Origin of the sequence: Streptomyces sp. KR55, from assembly GCF_052245645.1 — a bacterium.
In the GTDB taxonomy this organism is placed as follows: Bacteria; Actinomycetota; Actinomycetes; order Streptomycetales; family Streptomycetaceae; genus Streptomyces; species Streptomyces flavusporus.
On the sequence record NZ_JBQQCE010000062.1, the window covers coordinates 1 to 16,976 of the forward strand.

General features: G+C 72.1%; 13 protein-coding genes. 4 read left to right on the top strand and 9 right to left on the bottom strand.

From position 1 onward, the window contains the following. The 4 genes from ACTWQJ_RS11860 to ACTWQJ_RS11875 form a co-directional block, all read right to left on the bottom strand. Positions 1-375 (bottom strand): exonuclease domain-containing protein (locus ACTWQJ_RS11860; RefSeq protein WP_443306595.1); only part of this gene is annotated, 375 nt, incomplete at its 3' end. A gap of 102 nt (positions 376-477) precedes the next feature. After that, complete coding sequence (locus ACTWQJ_RS11865) at positions 478-1,716, bottom strand: SAV2148 family HEPN domain-containing protein (protein WP_443306617.1); 1,239 nt, start codon at positions 1,714-1,716, stop codon at positions 478-480. Between the two features lie 112 nt (positions 1,717-1,828). After that, positions 1,829-3,139 carry a copper amine oxidase gene (locus ACTWQJ_RS11870; protein ID WP_443306596.1) on the bottom strand — a complete coding sequence of 437 codons (1,311 nt, stop codon included), beginning with the start codon at positions 3,137-3,139 and terminating at the stop codon, positions 1,829-1,831. An 82-nt stretch (positions 3,140-3,221) separates the two neighbouring features. Next, complete coding sequence (locus tag ACTWQJ_RS11875) at positions 3,222-4,049, bottom strand: Tat pathway signal sequence domain protein (RefSeq protein WP_443306597.1); 828 nt, start codon at positions 4,047-4,049, stop codon at positions 3,222-3,224. 182 nt (positions 4,050-4,231) lie between these two features. Here ACTWQJ_RS11875 and glgX point away from each other — a divergent pair, with 182 nt between their 5' ends. From glgX to ACTWQJ_RS11890, 3 genes are all read left to right on the top strand, one after another. Continuing rightward, the gene (gene glgX, locus ACTWQJ_RS11880; protein WP_443306598.1) at positions 4,232-6,340 is read left to right on the top strand and encodes a glycogen debranching protein GlgX; all 2,109 of its coding nucleotides are present in this window, start codon (positions 4,232-4,234) and stop codon (positions 6,338-6,340) included. A gap of 118 nt (positions 6,341-6,458) precedes the next feature. Then, complete coding sequence (gene treY, locus ACTWQJ_RS11885) at positions 6,459-8,807, top strand: malto-oligosyltrehalose synthase (protein ID WP_443306599.1); 2,349 nt, start codon at positions 6,459-6,461, stop codon at positions 8,805-8,807. A 168-nt stretch (positions 8,808-8,975) separates the two neighbouring features. After that, positions 8,976-10,226, top strand: a complete 1,251-nt coding sequence (locus ACTWQJ_RS11890; RefSeq protein WP_443306600.1) for a M14 family zinc carboxypeptidase — start codon at positions 8,976-8,978, stop codon at positions 10,224-10,226. Positions 10,227-10,290: 64 nt separating this feature from the next. Here ACTWQJ_RS11890 and ACTWQJ_RS11895 read toward each other — a convergent pair whose 3' ends face one another. The 3 genes from ACTWQJ_RS11895 to ACTWQJ_RS11905 form a co-directional block, all read right to left on the bottom strand. Beyond that, on the bottom strand, positions 10,291-10,710 hold the full coding sequence (locus ACTWQJ_RS11895; protein WP_443306601.1) for an SSI family serine proteinase inhibitor: 420 nt from the start codon (positions 10,708-10,710) through the stop codon (positions 10,291-10,293). Beyond that, positions 10,707-12,056, bottom strand: a complete 1,350-nt coding sequence (locus tag ACTWQJ_RS11900; protein ID WP_443306618.1) for a M14 family zinc carboxypeptidase — start codon at positions 12,054-12,056, stop codon at positions 10,707-10,709. The genes ACTWQJ_RS11895 and ACTWQJ_RS11900 overlap by 4 nt, the downstream gene beginning before the upstream one ends. A gap of 134 nt (positions 12,057-12,190) precedes the next feature. Continuing rightward, the gene (locus ACTWQJ_RS11905; RefSeq protein WP_443306602.1) at positions 12,191-12,742 is read right to left on the bottom strand and encodes an FHA domain-containing protein; all 552 of its coding nucleotides are present in this window, start codon (positions 12,740-12,742) and stop codon (positions 12,191-12,193) included. Positions 12,743-12,915: 173 nt separating this feature from the next. On the opposite strand from ACTWQJ_RS11905, the gene treZ reads away from it, so the two are divergent. Continuing rightward, complete coding sequence (treZ, locus tag ACTWQJ_RS11910; protein WP_443306603.1) at positions 12,916-14,661, top strand: malto-oligosyltrehalose trehalohydrolase; 1,746 nt, start codon at positions 12,916-12,918, stop codon at positions 14,659-14,661. A 92-nt stretch (positions 14,662-14,753) separates the two neighbouring features. On the opposite strand, the gene ACTWQJ_RS11915 is transcribed toward treZ, so the two are convergent. Continuing rightward, positions 14,754-15,695 carry an aminoglycoside phosphotransferase family protein gene (locus ACTWQJ_RS11915; RefSeq protein WP_443306604.1) on the bottom strand — a complete coding sequence of 314 codons (942 nt, stop codon included), beginning with the start codon at positions 15,693-15,695 and terminating at the stop codon, positions 14,754-14,756. A 48-nt stretch (positions 15,696-15,743) separates the two neighbouring features. Further along, on the bottom strand, positions 15,744-16,904 hold the full coding sequence (locus ACTWQJ_RS11920; RefSeq protein ID WP_443306605.1) for a M24 family metallopeptidase: 1,161 nt from the start codon (positions 16,902-16,904) through the stop codon (positions 15,744-15,746). Positions 16,905-16,976: the final 72 nt, after the last annotated feature.

Genomic DNA, 16,976 nt, shown 5'->3' on the forward strand with positions numbered 1-16,976 from the left:
GCCTCCCAGGCGGTCGCGCAGGGACGGCAGTCCGTAGCGTCGCAGCTCGGCGGAGAGCAGGCTCAGGTCGAAGGCCGCGTTGTAGGCGACGACCGGCACGCCCGTCTTCCAGTACGCCACGAGGACGTCCGCGATGGCGTCCGCCACCTGGTCGGCGGGGCGCCCCTCGGCTGCAGCGCGCTCGTTGCTGATCCCGTGGACCGCCACGGCGTCCGCCGGGATCTCCACGCCCGGATCCGCCAGCCATTCCTTGTGCCCTGTGGGCTGCCCGTCCCTGACCTCGATCACGGCCCCCGTGACGATGCGCGCCTCGCGCGGATCCGTCCCGGTCGTCTCCAGGTCGAAGCCGATCAGCAGCTCCCGGTGCCAGCCCATGGGCGGCCCCCCTTCTTGGTGGTGCGTTCCCCCAGTGGTCTCCACCTTCCCATGCGCCACTGACAATCAGAGGACCGCATTCCGCTTCCGCGGTGGGACAGGTCAGGACACCGGCCGCGAATCCGCCCACATGAGCTCGAACTCTTCACGATATGTGGGGAAAAGTCCGCCTTCATCGATCTCGTCCGACTTGACCACCCTGCTGCCGTTGCGCAGCACCAGGACCGGCGCCTCCAGCCCCCGCGTCCGCCGCAGATAGGACTGCACGACCGCGATGCCGTCGGAACCGTCGCCGTCCACGAGGTACGCCGTGAAGCGGGGCGTCTCGTCGAAGACCTGGATCTCGAAGGCACCCGGGTCACGCAGCCGGGACCGCACCCGGCGCATGTGCAGGATGTTCATCTCGATCGCGCGGCTCAGCTCACCGCGCTTGATGCCGAGCTCACGCTCCCGCCGCTTCACCGCGCTGGAGGCCGGGTTGAGGAACAGCAGCCGCACCCGGCATCCGGCCTCCGCGAGGCGGACGAGTCGCCGGCCGGAGAAGTTCTGCACGAGCAGGTTGAGGCCGATCCCGATGGCGTCGAGCCGGCGTGCCCCGCCGAAGATGTCCTCGGCCGGGAACTGGCGCAGCAGCCGCACCCGGTCGGAGTGCACGGCGACCACGTCCGCGTACCGGTCACCGACCAGGTCCTCGACCGCGTCGACCGGCAGCCTGCGCGCCGACGGCACGTCTCCGCCCGTGCCGAGGATCTCGAGGAGGCGCGCCGAGGCCCGCTCGGCCTGGTTCAGCACCGCCTCGGACAGGGCGCGGTTGCGCGAGACGACGTTCCGGGTGACCTCCAGCTCGTCCAGCGCCAGCTCGACGTCCCGGCGCTCGTCGATGTACGGCTCGAAGCACGGCCAGTGCTGCACCATCAGCTCGCGCAGCTGCGGCAGCGTGAGGAAGCTGAGGACGTTGTCGTCGGCCGGGTCGAGCAAGTAGCCCTTGCGGCGGCTGACTTCACGCACGGCGACCGCGCGCTGCACCCACTCCTGCCCGGCCGGCCCGGCCGCGGCGACCACCCAGTCGTCGCCGTGGACGGGTTCGTAGATGGGGCGCAGCACCGCGGCCACGACCGCGCGCAGCCGCTGTTCGACGAGGTTCAGCCAGATGTAGGCGCGGCCGGCCCGCTGGGCGCGCGTACGCACCTCGCGCCAGGCGTCGGCGTCCCAGTCCAGTTCGGGGCCGATGGAGTGGGTCTCCATCGGCCGGGCCAGGGACACCGTGCCGGGCGGGACGTCTGTGGAGTTCCCCTCGTGACCCTCGTCACCAGGGGGCAGCTCCAGCCCTCCCGAGCCCACCCGCGCACCGCCTTCCGCTCCCCCGAGCACTCCCCGTCTCAACGATCAAGGAAGGGTACTCCGGGAGCGGTCGGCGGTGCAGCCGGATGGACAGGCTCGTTTCCCAACTTCCTTATTCCAGGTGCCCGTTCTGATCAGCCAGCTCCGCCGGCGTGAGCGGATTCATAGCGGTCACGTCACGCGGGGCGATGGACAGGCCCTGCCAGTGGACCGGCATGGGCTGCTGGTCCTCGTCGCGCGCGATGTGGTGGAAGCCGATGTTCACCCAGACCACGGGGTGCTTGAGGGCCTGTCCGTCGACCCACCTGTCGACGGACTTTCCGTGGCCGGCGCCGCAGTTGGGCAGGTTGTCGCTGGCGAACTGCTCGCACTTGTTGTACTCGGTGAAGTACACGTCGTGCTTGGTGTAGCCGCGCCCGGGGTACTTGGCGCTGGGGCCGGGAACGATCTCGTACGAACGGGCGTGGCCGTCCTTGTTCTTGCCGGTCGCGCTGACGACCCGCCACCAGCGCATGTTCCTGGCGTCGCCCGCGAGTTCCTTGGTGACCGGGGTACGGGTCGTCTTGTTGGTGGGTGCCGGGCGGCCTGCCGCGGGCGCGCTGACCTTGGAGTCGTACTGCTCGATCTTCCCCTTGGAGGAGCCGTCGAGGTTGAAGTTGAGCCGCCAGAAGACGTTGTGGCTGTGGCTGGTGGCGTAGTCCTTGGCGCCCTTGCCGATCGGCCAGCCGCGGCCGTCGCCGGCGTCGTAGTCCTCGGGGGCGAGGGTGCCGGTGGCGCCGACGTTCATGTTGATCGTGCCGTCGTCCTGGAAGCGCCACTCGGTGATGTACTCGTACCAGCCGACCTGGTTGACGGTGTAGACGAGCAGGTCCTTGCCCTGCTTCTGGAACACCTTGTTCGCCGCGTCGCCCTGCATGCGGTAGGCGTGGCCACGCGAACGGGTCGTGGTGCACAGCCCCTTGACGTTCTCGCGGGAGGGATCCCAGGCCTCGGGGACCCGGACGGTCTTGATCGTGCCGCCGGGGCACTCGCCGGGCGCCAGGTCCATCAGGCCCTGACCGAAACCGGCCTGGGTGAGGTCGCTGTACTCGTTCTTGCCGTCGTCGTACGGCACGTGGATCTGGCCGAGCTTGGCGGTGGCCAGCACCTTGATGGGCCGGGACTCGCCCGGCGGCTGGTACGAGATGTGCTCCAGGACGAGGCCGGCCTCCTTGTGGTAGCGCCAGCACATGCGCCAGGTGGTACCGGTCGAGAGCTTCTGCTCGATGCGGTACGCGGCGCTGCACTCGGCCGCCGGGGCCGGGGCGGCCTTGGGCTGGGCCGCGGCCGGACCCGCCCCGGTCGTGGCGCCGGCGGCCAGCCCGGCCACGGCGAGGGCCAGGGCCGTCCGCCTGCGGGCACGGCTGTTTCTGATCACGGGCATGACGAAGTGACTCCCCTGCGGAAGGCTTGCTCCATGGAGCAGGTTGGAAAAGTGGACTGGTTGTCGGCGCGAGCGCGGCGGCTCAGCGGTCGAGCTCGGCCACCTTGCGGGCGCTCAGATCGATCACCAGGGAACGGGCGTCGATCCACGACCCGTTCTTCACCTTGGGGAACAGCCGCACACAGCGGTGCTCGCCGCACTGGTCGAGTGCGGCGGGCTGGGCGCCGGGTGAGGCCCGGTAGACCATGCTGTTGAGCAGCAGCTGATCGGGCGAGGTGAGTTCCCTGCCGGTGGCGTCCTTGTAGTCCGCCTTCAGGCCCGCGCCCAGTGGATCGGCGATCAGCAGCCGGGCGGCCTCGGTGGCCTCGGCGCGGGTCAGCGGCGGCTGGACGCCCTGCTGGGTGCCGGTCCGCTCGACCTTCCCCGTCTCGAGATTGACGGTCCTGGTGACGAGCGTGTCGTGACGGTAGTCGTAGAACGTGGCCTCGGCGCGCCGGGGTGCGTCCGGGTCGTCCAGCTCGCCGGCCTCCGGGTCCGCGAGGTCGACACCCAGTCGCTGCGGCCCACGGCCCCCGTCGACGTCCTCACCGGAGGTCCGCAGCTGCCGGCTGAGGGCGATCCGCTCGGCCTGCTCGATCTCGTCGTCGGTGAGCGGGTCCCGGCCCGTGCCCTTCTCGCCCTCGGCCGGGGCTTCCTCCACCACACCGGGCGGAACGGCTGCCTGGCCCTGCTCGCCGGGCCCCTGGGCCGCCTGCTGGGCGCTCTGCCCGCCGGCCGTTCCTCCCCCGGGCGTGTCGTCCGCTCCCGCCGTACCGGGCAGCGTGACGCCGACCATCACGGCGGTACCCGCCACCGCAATGGCCGCACCGGCCACCACCTTGCCCAGATGGCGGTGCACTATCTTGCGCACATTTTCCCCCTACTCCCCCTGTCTCCTTGGGAGTACGTGTTTGCCCCACTGGTTCGGCATACCTGGGTATGCACTGGTCGATCGGTAAGAGGGCAGTAAGTCGGAGGGGGTTCCATCACTTTCGGGGAGACTCGAAGTCAAGGCGGCCCCACCGGGGCGGCACACCTGGAAGAGTCGTATCCATGCAGGTCTGGCCTGGAGAGGCATATCCGCTCGGCGCCACCTACGACGGCGCCGGCACCAATTTCGCGGTCTTCACGGAGGCCGCGGACCGAGTAGAGCTGTGTCTGCTGCACGACGACGGCTCCGAGACGGCGGTGGAACTGCGGGAGAGCGACGCGTTCGTGCGGCACGCGTACCTGCCGGGCGTCATGCCGGGGCAGCGGTACGGCTACCGCGTGCACGGCCCGTACGCCCCGGAGCGGGGTCTGCGCTGCAACTCCGCGAAGCTGCTGCTCGACCCGTACGCGCGCGCGATCAGCGGCTCGATCGAGTGGGGCGAGGAGGTCTACGGCTACCCGTTCGGCGCACCCGACCGGCGCAACGACCTGGACTCCGCCCCGCACACCATGTCGTCGGTCGTGGTGAACCCGTACTTCGACTGGGGCGACGACCGGCGGCCGCGCACCGAGTACCACCACACGGTGATCTACGAGGCCCATGTGAAGGGCCTGACGATGCGGCACCCGGGGCTGCCGGAGGAACTGCGCGGCACCTATGCGGCACTCGCCCATCCGGCGGTCATCGAGCACCTGACCGGCCTGGGCGTGACCGCCCTGGAACTCATGCCCGTACACCAGTTCGTCAATGACCACCGTCTGGTGGACATGGGCCTGAACAACTACTGGGGCTACAACACCATCGGCTTCTTCGCCCCGCACAACGCATACGCCTCCTGGGGCGACCGCGGGCAGCAGGTCCTGGAGTTCAAGTCGGCGGTGCGCGCGCTGCACGAGGCCGGGATCGAGGTCATCCTGGATGTCGTCTACAACCACACCGCCGAGGGCAACCATCTCGGTCCCACGCTGTCCTTCCGGGGCCTGGACAACCCGTCGTACTACCGTCTCGCGGACGACCCCCGCTACTACATGGACACCACCGGGACCGGGAACTCCCTGCTCATGCGGTCCCCGCACGTCCTGCAGCTGATCATGGACTCGCTGCGGTACTGGGTCACCGAGATGCATGTCGACGGCTTCCGCTTCGACCTCGCCGCCACACTGGCCCGCCAGTTCCACGAGGTGGACCGGCTGTCGTCGTTCTTCGACCTGGTGCAGCAGGACCCGGTCGTGTCGCAGGTGAAGCTGATCGCCGAGCCGTGGGACGTGGGCGAGGGCGGCTACCAGGTGGGCAACTTTCCGCCACTGTGGACGGAGTGGAACGGCAAGTACCGCGACACCGTCCGGGACCTGTGGCGGGGCGAGCAGCGCACACTCGCGGAGTTCGCGTCCCGCCTCACCGGCTCCTCGGACCTCTACCAGGACGACGGCCGCCGCCCGCTCGCCTCCATCAACTTCGTGACCTGCCACGACGGCTTCACCCTGCACGACCTGGTCTCCTACAACCACAAGCACAACGAGGCCAACGGCGAGGACAACCGCGACGGCGAGAGCCACAACCGGTCCTGGAACTGCGGCGCGGAGGGCGAGACCGACGATCCCGCGGTGCTGGAGCTGCGGGCCCGGCAGATGCGGAACTTCATCGCCACGCTGATGCTGTCCCAGGGTGTGCCGATGATCAGCCACGGTGACGAGTTCGCCCGCACCCAGCGCGGCAACAACAACGCCTACTGCCAGGACAGCGAGCTGTCCTGGGTGGCATGGCCCGAGGACGGCAGCGACCTGTTCGACTTCACGCGCGCGATGGTGTGGCTGCGCAAGGACCATCCCGTCTTCCGCAGGCGGCGCTTCTTCCACGGGCGGCCCGTGGAGGGCACGCACGACGACCTGTCCGACATCGCGTGGTTCACACCGGAGGGCCGGGAGATGACCCAACGGGACTGGGAGTCCGCCCAGGCGTCCGCGCTGACGGTGTTCCTCAACGGCAACGCGATCTCCGAGCCCGGTGCGCGCGGGGAACGCATCACCGACGACTCCTTCCTGCTGATGTTCAACGCCTCGCCCAAGGCGCTGGACTTCGTCGTGCCGGTCAATCACGGACGCCAGTGGCACGTCGTCGTCGACACCGCCCGACCCGACGCGGTGCCGCCCGGCACGGACGCGAAGGTGGCTGCCGGGGACCGTCTGACACTGCCGGACCGGAGTCTCACGGTGCTGCAGCGGCCCGCGTAGGTTCGAGGGCTCCTGTTCCTGTCCGGCACGCGCGCGTGGAGGCGGTCTCGTGACGCGTGCGGGCGGACGCGCAGGGGACGATGACAGGAAACCCGGCGGGGCGGGTACGTAGCTTTCCATGACACCTGAGCGTCCTGACCCGGTGGTGCCCACGGCCACCTACCGGCTGCAGCTGCAGCCCGAGTTCCCGTTCGGGGCCGCGGCGGCGGCCGTGCCGTACCTGGCCTCGCTCGGCGTCTCGCATCTGCACCTCTCCCCCGTCCTGGAGGCCGTACCGGGCTCACTGCACGGATACGACGTCGTGGACCACGCGCGCGTGCGCGCCGAGCTGGGCGGCGAGGACGGACTGCGCGCGCTCGCCCGCACCGCGAAGGAGCACGGGCTGGGGCTGGTGCTGGACATCGTGCCGAACCATATGGCCATGGCCCCACGGCACAACCGCGCCCTGTGGGAGGTGTTGCGGGAGGGACCCAAGTCGCCGTACGCGCGGTGGTTCGACATCGACTGGGAGGCACAGGGCGGTCAGGTGCTGCTGCCGGTGCTCGGGCAGCCGCTCGGCGCCGAGATCGACCGTCTGGAGGTCGACGGCGACGTCCTGCGCTACCACGACCATGCCTTCCCGCTGCGCGAGGGCACCGAGGAGCTGCCGCTGCCGCAACTCCTGGACGCACAGTGGTACCGCCCGGTGTGGTGGCGGCTGGCCCGCACCGAGCTCAACTACCGGCGGTTCTTCAGCATTTCGGAGCTCATCGGCCTGCGGGTGGAGGTTCCGGAGGTCTTCGAGGCCACGCACGCCAAGATCCTGCAGCTCCTGCACGACGGTGTCGTGGACGGGCTGCGCATCGACCACCCCGACGGGCTCGCCGATCCCGACGCCTACCTGCAGCGCCTGCACGAGGCGACCGGCGGCCGCTGGACGGTCGTGGAGAAGATCCTCTCGGACGGGGAGCACCTGCCGGCCTCCTGGCCCGTCGCGGGCACCACGGGCTACGACGCCCTGCGGCACATCGACGGCCTGTTCACGGATCCCGCGGGCGCCGGAGAACTCCTCGGCCAGTACCGGCGGTTCGCCGCTCCCCAGACGGACCGGGGCGGGAACTGGGAGGCGACGGTACGCCGGGCCGCGTACCGGGTGCTCGAGCACGAGCTGGCCGCCGAGGTGGACCGGCTGACCCGGGTGGCGAGCCGGCTGTGCGTCACGTCGCCGGACCCCGCGCTGCGCGACCGCGCGCCCTGGGCGCTGCACACCGCCCTGCGGGAACTGCTCGTGCGGATACAGGTCTACCGGCCGTACGAGTCCGGCGACGCCGCTTCCGTCGTCACCGAGGAGGCCGCCGCGCAGGCCCGGGCGGCCTTCGTCGTGCCCGAGGAGGCCGGTGCGGTCGACGTGGTGCGCGGCCTGGTGCTCGGGCGCCACGGTGACGGTCCGGACCACCTGGAGTTCCGGGCCCGGTTCGCGCAGACGGCGTCGGCGCTGCGCGCGAAGTCCGTGGAGGACACGGCGTTCTACCGTTATGTGCCGCTGCTGTCGGCGACCGAGGTGGGCGGGAACCCGGGGAGCCCCGCCATGCCTCCGGAGGACTTCCACGCCTACTGCGCGCGCGTGCAGCGCGACTGGCCCGGCACCGGGACCGTGGTGTCCACACACGACACCAAACGCAGCGCGGACATGCGGGCGGCGCTGGCCGTGCTCACCGAGTGTCCGCAGCGCTGGGCGGACACGCTGGCCGAGGTGACCCGCACGGGCGAGGGCGTACCGGACGCCCAGCTGGCGTGGGCGGCCTGGCAGACGGTGTTCGGACTCGGCCCGGCGGATCCGGACCGGGTGCAGCGGGCGCTGCTCAAGCACATCCGGGAGGCCGGGCTGTACACGAGCTGGACGGAACAGGAGCCCCCGTACGAGGAGGCGGTGGCGGCGTTCGTCGCGACGGGGCCGTGCGGGGCCCCGGGCGAACGGGTGCACGACCTCCGCGGCACGCTGGAGCCGCACATCCGGGCGAACGTGCTCGGCACCACGCTGGTCCACCTGACGATGCCAGGGGTGCCTGATCTGTACCAGGGCACGGAGGGCGAGTACCGCGCGCTGGTCGATCCGGACAATCGCCGGCCCGTGGGGTTCCCGCCCGGGGATCTTGGCAACAAGGGGGCGGTGACCGGGACGGCGCTGCGACTGCGCAGACGGCGGCCGGAGGTGTTCGGGGACGCGGCCACGTACGCGCCGCTGACCGCTGAGGGGCCTGCGGCGACCCACTGTGTGGCGTACGTGCGCTCCGGCGAGGTCGTCACCGCCGTCACGCGGCTGTCGCTGCGGCTGGCGGAAGCGGGCGGCTGGCGTGACACGCGGCTGACGCTGCCGCCGGGCCGCTGGGCCGACGTACTGGCTCCGGAGCGGGAGTTCACCGGGCACACACGCGTGGACGACCTTTTCGCGCCACTGCCGGTGGCCCTGCTGGAGAGGGTCGGCTGAGGCGGAACGCTGTGAGCAGGCGCGCGGAGCCGTGGGTTCGGCGCCGGAGCCGTTCGCACGGCCGGCGTGCCTCCGGGAGCCCCCTGGCGCCTCCCCCGCGACGTCCTTGACACCGCACGGAGACCGTGCGGTACTGCGGGTGCGAAGCCGGGCGGAAACATGACGGGGGTGAGTCTCCTGCCGGAGCTGCGCTACCCCACCGTGACCGAAATCGTGTCGTCCGCCCGGGCGTTGGCCGCTCAGCACCCCCGCTTGTGCGTCCTCCGGCAGGTCGGCGTCTCCCGCGGCGGCCGCCCCCTGCGCCTGCTGTCCGTCGGCTGCGCCCGGCGCGCCGTCCTGGTCGTCGCGGGCGCCCACGCGAACGAGCCGACCGGGGGCTCCACACTTCTCGCGCTCGCCGAACGGGTCGTGCACGAACGCCCGTTGCGCTCTGGTGTGTCCTGGCACTTCCTGCTGTGCGCGGACCCGGACGGGGCGAGCCTGCACGTGACGCCGGCGCCGCGCAGCCTGCTCGACTACCACCTCGGCTTCTTCCGGCCCGCGGGCCCGGAGCAGCCGGAGTGGTCGCCGGCCGTGCTGCCGCCGGACCGGTTGCCGCCCGAGACGCGTGCCCTGACCGGGGTCATCGACGAGCTGCGCCCGTACCTCCAGGTGACCCTGCACGGGACCGATCTGGGCGGCAGCTGGGTGCAGTTGACGAAGGACATCCCGGGCCTGGCCGAGCCGTTCGCCAAGTCGGCGGCGGAGCTGCACATTCCGGTGGAGACGGGCGCCTCGGACGCCGCCGGCTGGCCCGCGGCGGGCCCGGGGGTGCATGTGATGCCGGATCCCGGTTCGGGCGCGGCGTACCCGAGCATGCCGGACGACGCACGACGCAGCACCTGGTACCACGTGCACCGCTACGGTGGTCTGACCGCGGTCGTGGAGGTGCCGATGTGGGCGAGCGACCTGGTGGACGACCCGGCTCCGCATCCGACGCCGGCCGCGGCGATGCGCCGCCTCGCGAGCCGGCTGCTACGGGACACCCTCGAGGTGGAGCGGGTGCTCACGGAGGCGCAGCCGCGTCTGGAGGGCGTCGACGGGCCCCTGTTACGGGCCGCGAGGTGGGCGCTGGAGCTGGTGCCGGGCCTGGCCGCGGACTGGATGCACACACCGCCCGCCGACCACACGCGGGCGTACGTGGGCAGCGTCGACGCGTTCGCCCGCCGGCTGCCGCTGCGTGCCGCGGCGATGCTGTTGCGGGTCCTTCAGGAGAACGACGACCGCGCGGCACCACGCCTCGAGCGGCTCGTCGCGATGTGGAGCGACGCCTTCGCCGAGCGTTTCCGCGCCCGCTGGGTGCCCTTGGAGCACCAGGTCGAGCACCAGTCCCGCACGGTCGTCGCGGCAGCCCTCCACGCGCGCGAACGATCGGGCTGAAGCCCTGCCGCCGAGGCGCCGCGACGCCGCTCCACGCGCGCGTGCCGAGTTCTCCCCACCGGCGTCAGCGGTCCTGCACGAACACCGCACCGGTATGGGCCGCCATTGCGCAGTTGTTCGTGAACGTCTCCCGGTACTCGATCGGCCGTCCTTTCCACTGTCCGCGCGCGTGGGCGGTCACGGGCGCGTAGACCATCGGGCAGTAGCCGTCCTTCAGCGGGATGCGGCCGATGTCACCGTCCACCGCATCGAGCTGGTTGCAGGCCTCGGCGGCCCGTCGGTGTCCCTGGGGCGGGTCGCACCGCAGCAGGGTGCTTCGTGGGTCGCCGGACCGGGAGTCGCCCCGGGTGACCGTGAGGTAGAGCCAGTCGCCGGTGCCGGCCTCCTGGACCGTCCCCTGTGCGGGCGTCGCGCCGACGACGAGCAGTGCGGCCGCCGCCGGCAGAACGCCCCGTACTACGTTCGCTGTGAGGGTGTGCGTCATTCCCGATGCATCGGCACGACCGGCTCGGGTCCCCAGCCCGGATCACCCGAACGGGAGGCCGCGGACGCGTGCCGCAGGGCCAGTTCGAACGCGTCGAGCACCACCTGTGACTGGTACTCGACCTGGCGCTGCATGGGGATCCAGCGGGCCCCGCAGTCGTCACGGTAGTCGGCGCACCACGCGTCGACGAGCGGGTCCAGCTCCGGGAGCACACCGGCCGGGTCGTCACCGGTGGCGGTGGCGAGCTGGTGCAGCAGTCCGGCCGTCCGCAGGGCAAGGCGCCGCCCGGCGATGCGCAGGGCGGCCAGGTGGGCGCTGCTGAGCGACGGCAGCGGGCGCGCCCGGTCACCCCGGTCGGGGTCCCAGGCGTCGGCGAGTCCGGGGCAGACGAGCAGGTAGTCGTCGACCGGCGACAGCAGACGTGCGGCGTCCGGGAGCGCGGCGACATGCGGGCGCACGCGCGCGAGGAGCCGCCGCAGCAGCAGGGTGTCGTGGCGCAGCGTGCGGCTGACGGTGCGCAGCGCCCCGTCCGGGTCGGCAGGCACGGAGCCGTCCTCCACGGCCGCCACGCCCCACATGGGCGCCTCCACGACGGCCGTCACCGTGCCGTACCGGTGCGGGTGGTACCACGTGGACTCGACGGCGGCCTCGGTGATGGCCGCGGCCAGATCGCCCCGGCGCGGCGACGGGATCCGGTAGACGGCGGGTCCCAGGCTCGGCCAGTACAGGGTGTCGTAGGCACCGAGTTCGCGCGGGATGCCGAAGCGGGCCGCGGCGCGGGCCACGCGCTGGGCGAGGCCGGGCAGGTCGCGGGTCAGCTCGACGAAGCCGCCGCCGATGTCGACACCGTGCAGGGAGCCCTGGAAGAAAGGTTTCAGTTCGTTCTGGAGGGCGAGCAGGGCACGCGTCTCCGGCAGGACGGCTCCGTCCGCGCCCTCGGGCAGCCATTCGGGCTGTTCCAGGAAGCCGGGGCGGAAGAAGTGCCGGAAGTACTTCTCGAGGCTGTAAGGGCCCGCCAGCCAGTTCTCGTTGCGGCGCAGACCGTCGGGGTCGAGGCACAGCAGCAGGTTCCAGGTGGCGTCGGCGCCCTCGGTGAGGCCGCGGTCGGCGAGCACCTGCCCGGCCAGGCGCAGGACGGTGGCGCCGCCGACGGGCTCGTTGGCGTGCGGTCCGGCCACGACCAGGGCCTGACGGCGGCCGTGGCCGAGGGACAGCAGGTGCAGTGGGGTGCCCGCGCGGGAGACGCCGATGCGGCGCAGCCGGGCGGTACGGGGGTGGCGGGCGACGAGGGCGGCCGCTCGTGCACCCAGCTCGTCGACGGTCGGATAGCGGAGGAGTGGCGGCAGGGCACACCTCCGTGGTGCCGTCGGTTCACCTGATGTGTGTGGTGTACGCACAGTCAGTCACGAGTTCAGGTGTACGTCAACACCGCGGCGGCCGGGCCGACATGGGGGTGCCCGAGGGCCGCGTCGGGCCCCGCTCAGCTCGCCGCGAGCCGGAAGGCCATCTGCCCGAAGCCGACCTGGTCGCCGTCACGGACGACGGCCGCGCCGATGACCCGCCGTCCGTTCACCGTCGTGCCGTTGGTCGAGCCGAGGTCGCGCAGCACCCACATGCCGCCCTGGCGGCTGAGTTCGGCGTGGACGCGGGAGACCGTCTCATGGTTCAGTCTGAGGCCGCTGCCGGGGTCGCGGCCGATGCGCAGCGGGCGCCCGGCCGCCGGGTGCGGCAGCAGCAGCTTGGGCAGCCGCTCGGCCTGCCAGGCCCGGCGCAGCCGCTCGGTGAAGCCGGACACCGCCTCGACGGTGCCGAACACCACACGGGACAGGCGTCCCTCGGTGGGCAGGTCGGCGGTGAGGACGGCGAGCTCGTCGGAGCGGCGGGCGGCGAGTGCCAGTTCCATGCGCCGGATGAACGTGTCGTGCGAGAGACGGCCCATGGCGACGCCGTCACGCAAGCGCTTCAGTGCCTTGTCACGCTCGGCGTCGGAGAGCCGCGCGGGGTAGGTCGGGAACTCGAAGGACGACGTCACGCTCGTGATTGTCGGTCAGTGAACCCCGGGTGTCCAGAAATCGGGGAAACGGCCACCACGCGCGCGTACCTGACGACACCCGCCGCAAAAGGGGGTATTCACAAGCGGATTGATCGTGTTTGAAGCACGATGGTCGGGCTACATCACGGTGAGCAGACGAAGGGGAACCGTCCGTGCAGTTCGAGGTGTGGGCACCACAGGCCGGCCGTGTGACGCTCCATTGCGACGGCGCCACGCGCGCGATGGAGCGAGATCCGGAGCGAGCGGGGTGGTGGACCGGGGAGGCAGAGGCCGGCGACGGTACGCGGTACGGCTTCGCGCTGGACGACGGGCCCGTACGGCCCGATCCGCGTTCGCGCCGGCAGCCGGACGGCCCGGACGGCCTGAGCGCGGTGGTCGACCACGGGCGCTATGGATGGCGCACCGAGTGGTCGGGTCGCCCGCTGCAGGGTGCGGTCCTGTACGAGCTGCATGTGGGCACGTACACGCGCGAGGGCACCCTGGACGCGGCTGCCGAGCGGCTCGGACATGTCGCCGAACTGGGGGTCACTCACGTCCAGTTGATGCCGCTGTGCCCTTTTCCCGGGCGGTACGGCTGGGGATACGAGGGCGTGTCGCTGTGGGCGGTCCACGAGCCGTACGGCGGGCCCGAGGCGCTGAAACGGTTCGTCGACCGGGCGCACGAACTCGGTCTGGGCGTGGTCCTGGACGTCGTGCACAACCACCTCGGCCCGTCCGGGAACTATCTGCCCGAGTTCGGGCCCTACTTCACGGACAGGCACCACACTCCGTGGGGCGTCGCCGTCAATCTGGACGCTCCCGGGTCGGACGAGGTGCGGGCGTTTCTGGTCGGCAGCGCGCTGGCGTGGCTGCGCGACTACCGGCTCGACGGGCTGCGGCTGGACGCGGTGCACGCGCTGGCGGACACGCGCGCGTGCCACTTCCTGGAGGAGCTGTCGACCGCGGTGGACGCTCTCGCCGCCGAGACGGGACGCCCGCTGTTCCTCGTCGCCGAGTCCGATCTGAACGATCCACGGCTCATCACGGCCCGCGAGGAGGGCGGGCTGGGGGTGCACGCGCAGTGGAACGACGACTTCCATCACGCCCTGCACACCGCGCTGACGGGCGAGTCCCAGGGCTATTACGCGGACTTCGCACACGCTCCCCTCAAGGCGCTCGCCAAGACGCTGACGGGCGGCTACTTCCACGACGGCACGTACTCCAGCTTCCGGGGCCGGCGTCACGGGCGTCCGCTGGACCGTGCGCGCGTGGCCGCGCACCGGCTGCTCGGCTACAGCCAGACCCACGACCAGGTGGGCAACCGCGCCCAGGGAGACCGCCTTTCCGCCACCCTGTCCCCCGGGTTGCTGGCCTGCGCGGCCGCGGTGACGCTGACCGGCCCCTTCACGCCGATGCTGTTCATGGGTGAGGAGTGGGCGGCCGGCACACCCTGGCAGTTCTTCACCGACCACACCGATCCGGTGCTCGCGGAGTCGGTACGGCGCGGCAGGCGGCGGGAGTTCGCGGCGCACGGCTGGGCCGAGGAGGACGTGCCCGACCCGCAGGACCCGGCGACCCGGGACCGCTCCTGCCTGGACTGGTCCGAACCCGACGACGAGCCCCACGCGCGCGTACTGGCCTGGTACCGACGGCTCATCGTGCTCCGGCACGAACAGCCGGACCTCACCGATCCCGACCTCTCCGACATCAAGGTGGCCTACGACGAGGAGGCGCGCTGGCTCGCCTTCCGGCGCGGGGACGTCTGCATGGCCGTGAACCTGGGCAAGGAGACGGCCACGATCCCCCTGGGCACCCGCCCGGCCCAGGTACTCGCCGCGTGGGAACCGGTCGGGACCCCGGACGGGGAAGGTGTGCTGCGCGTGCCCGGGGAGTCGTGCGTGGTGGTGGCGCAGCCGTGAGCGCGGCGCCGGGCCACGCGCGCGTGCCAGGCGACTGAGGGCGTCGTACGGCGCGCGCGGCCCCCCGTCGTGGCCTGCCCGCCCGGGCGGCGCTACAGCGCGTCGTCCGTGGCGTCCTCGCGCAGGTCCGTCACGCGTTCCAGGAGGATCGCCTCCCAGGCGTGGCGCAGATGGGTCCTCAGGAGGGCCGGCGGGTCGTCGCCACGGCCGGCGAGGCGCTCGGCGAGCCGTACGACGCTGTCGCAGCGGGCGAGCCACAGACCGCGCAGACAGGGGCGGGCGCCGTATCCGGCGAGGGTGGCGGCACACACTGCGGCCGGGGAGCCCACGGCGAGGGCGAGTCCGGCGATGTCCTCGGCGGGGTCGCCGACGACCGCGTCGGCCCAGCCGAGGACGCCGCGCAACCGGCCGTCGGCGCTGACCACGAGGTGGTCGCCGGTGAGGCCGTGATGGACGAGGACCGCGGTGCCGGGCTGCGCCGCGAGCTGGACCGCCGCGGGACCGGTGAGCTGACGCAGGAGCCCGGCGTCGAACTCGTCGGCCGCGGCGAGGCGTTCGGCGGCGCGTCCGGCGGCCCGGCGCAGGGCCTCCAGGGAGCGCGGGGAGACACGCGGCACACCGAGCGCCTCCGCCTGCCGTACGGGCACCTCGCGCAGCCCCGTGAGCAGTCCGGCCAGATCGGCCTCGCCGACGGCGGACACGTCGTGCTCCGCGGCCGAGCCGCCGGGCACCTTGGTGTCCAGCGTGTAGGTGAGCCCCGGCGCCCACTCGCCGTGCGCCACACTGACCGGCACGGCGACCGGGACGTGCGGGCGGACGAGGTCGCGCAGCCGCAGTTCGCGGCGCTGCTGCGCGGCGGCCTCGCGGTCGGGGGCGAGGCGCAGCACATGGCGGGTACCGACCCACCATGTGGCGTGCCCGCCGGCCTCGGTGACCGGCCGGACCTCGGGGCCGGCGGCGCCCGCGCCCTCCCTGAGCAGGGAAAGGACCAGTCGGCGGACGGTGTCCGCGGTGGGTGTCGGTGCCTGGGTCATGGTAGGACCGTCGTCACTCGGGTTCGTACGGGGGGCTCCTGGGCTGGGTCAGTCCACTATGACCAGCTCGCGCGTGGTGTCGTTGAGGCGTCGGCCGCCGTCCTCGGTCACCGTCACGATGTCCTCGATGCGCACGCCGAAGCGGCCCGGCAGGTAGATGCCCGGCTCCACGGAGAAACACATCCCGGGGACGAGGGGCTGCTCCTCGCCCTCGATCATGTACGGGGGCTCGTGGGTCGTCACGCCGATGCCGTGTCCGGTGCGGTGGATGAAGTACTCGCCGTACCCGGCGTCGGCGATCACCGCGCGGGCGGCCCGGTCGACCTCCTGGCAGGCGACTCCCGGCCGCACCGCGCGGAAGCCCGCCTCCTGGGCCTCGCGCACGATGTCGTGGACCCGGCGCTCCTCCTCGGTCGGTTCGCCGACGTGGACGGTGCGGGAGGTGTCGGAGCCGTAGCCGTTCTTGAGGCCACCGAAGTCGAGGACGACCATGTCACCGCGTTCGATGACGCGGTCCCCCACCTCGTGGTGCGGGTTGGCGCCGTTCGGACCCGAGGCGACGATGGTGAAGTCGACCTGGGCGTGCCCGAACCGGCGCAGCAGACCGGCGAGGTCGCGGGCGACGTCCGACTCCCGGCGGCCGGCGAAGGGAACCCTCCGGATCTCCTCGTACGTTGCGTCTGCGGCCGCTCCCGCGGCCGCCAGCAGCTCCAGCTCCGCCGCGTCCTTGACGGCGCGCAGCATCGGCAGGGCTTCGGTGAGGGAGGCGTAGGAGCTGCCGGGCAGCGCCTTCTGCAGGCCCAGCAGGTGCATGGCCCAGGCATTGTCACTGACGCCGATGGGGGCACCTCCCACGCCCTTAAGGCTGTGGGGGAGTCCTGTGGCGTCGAGGAGGGCGGCGGTGGCGGCGTAGGGGTCCTTGCCGTCGGTCCAGTCGCGCAGGCTCAGGGCGGGCGCGCCCGGGGCCTTTGCGGCGTCGGGAGCCTCGAGGGTGGGGACGACGAGGACGGGATCCTGCCCGGCGGTGAGGACCAGGAGGGTGAGCCGTTCGGTGATCGCGGTGGGTGCGTAGCCGGTGAGCCACACCAGGTCCGGTCCCGGCGCCACCAGCAGCCCGGCGAGCCCGGCGTCCGCGGCCGCCCGCGCGGCGCGCTCCATGCGGGCCCTGTAGTCGTCGGCGGTGAAGGGCGCAACCGTACTGCCGGTCATCCGGGCCTCCTTGAGCCGTGCGGGTACCACGGGCAGCATCATCCTGCCCGGCCGGAGAGGGCCGCGCGAGCC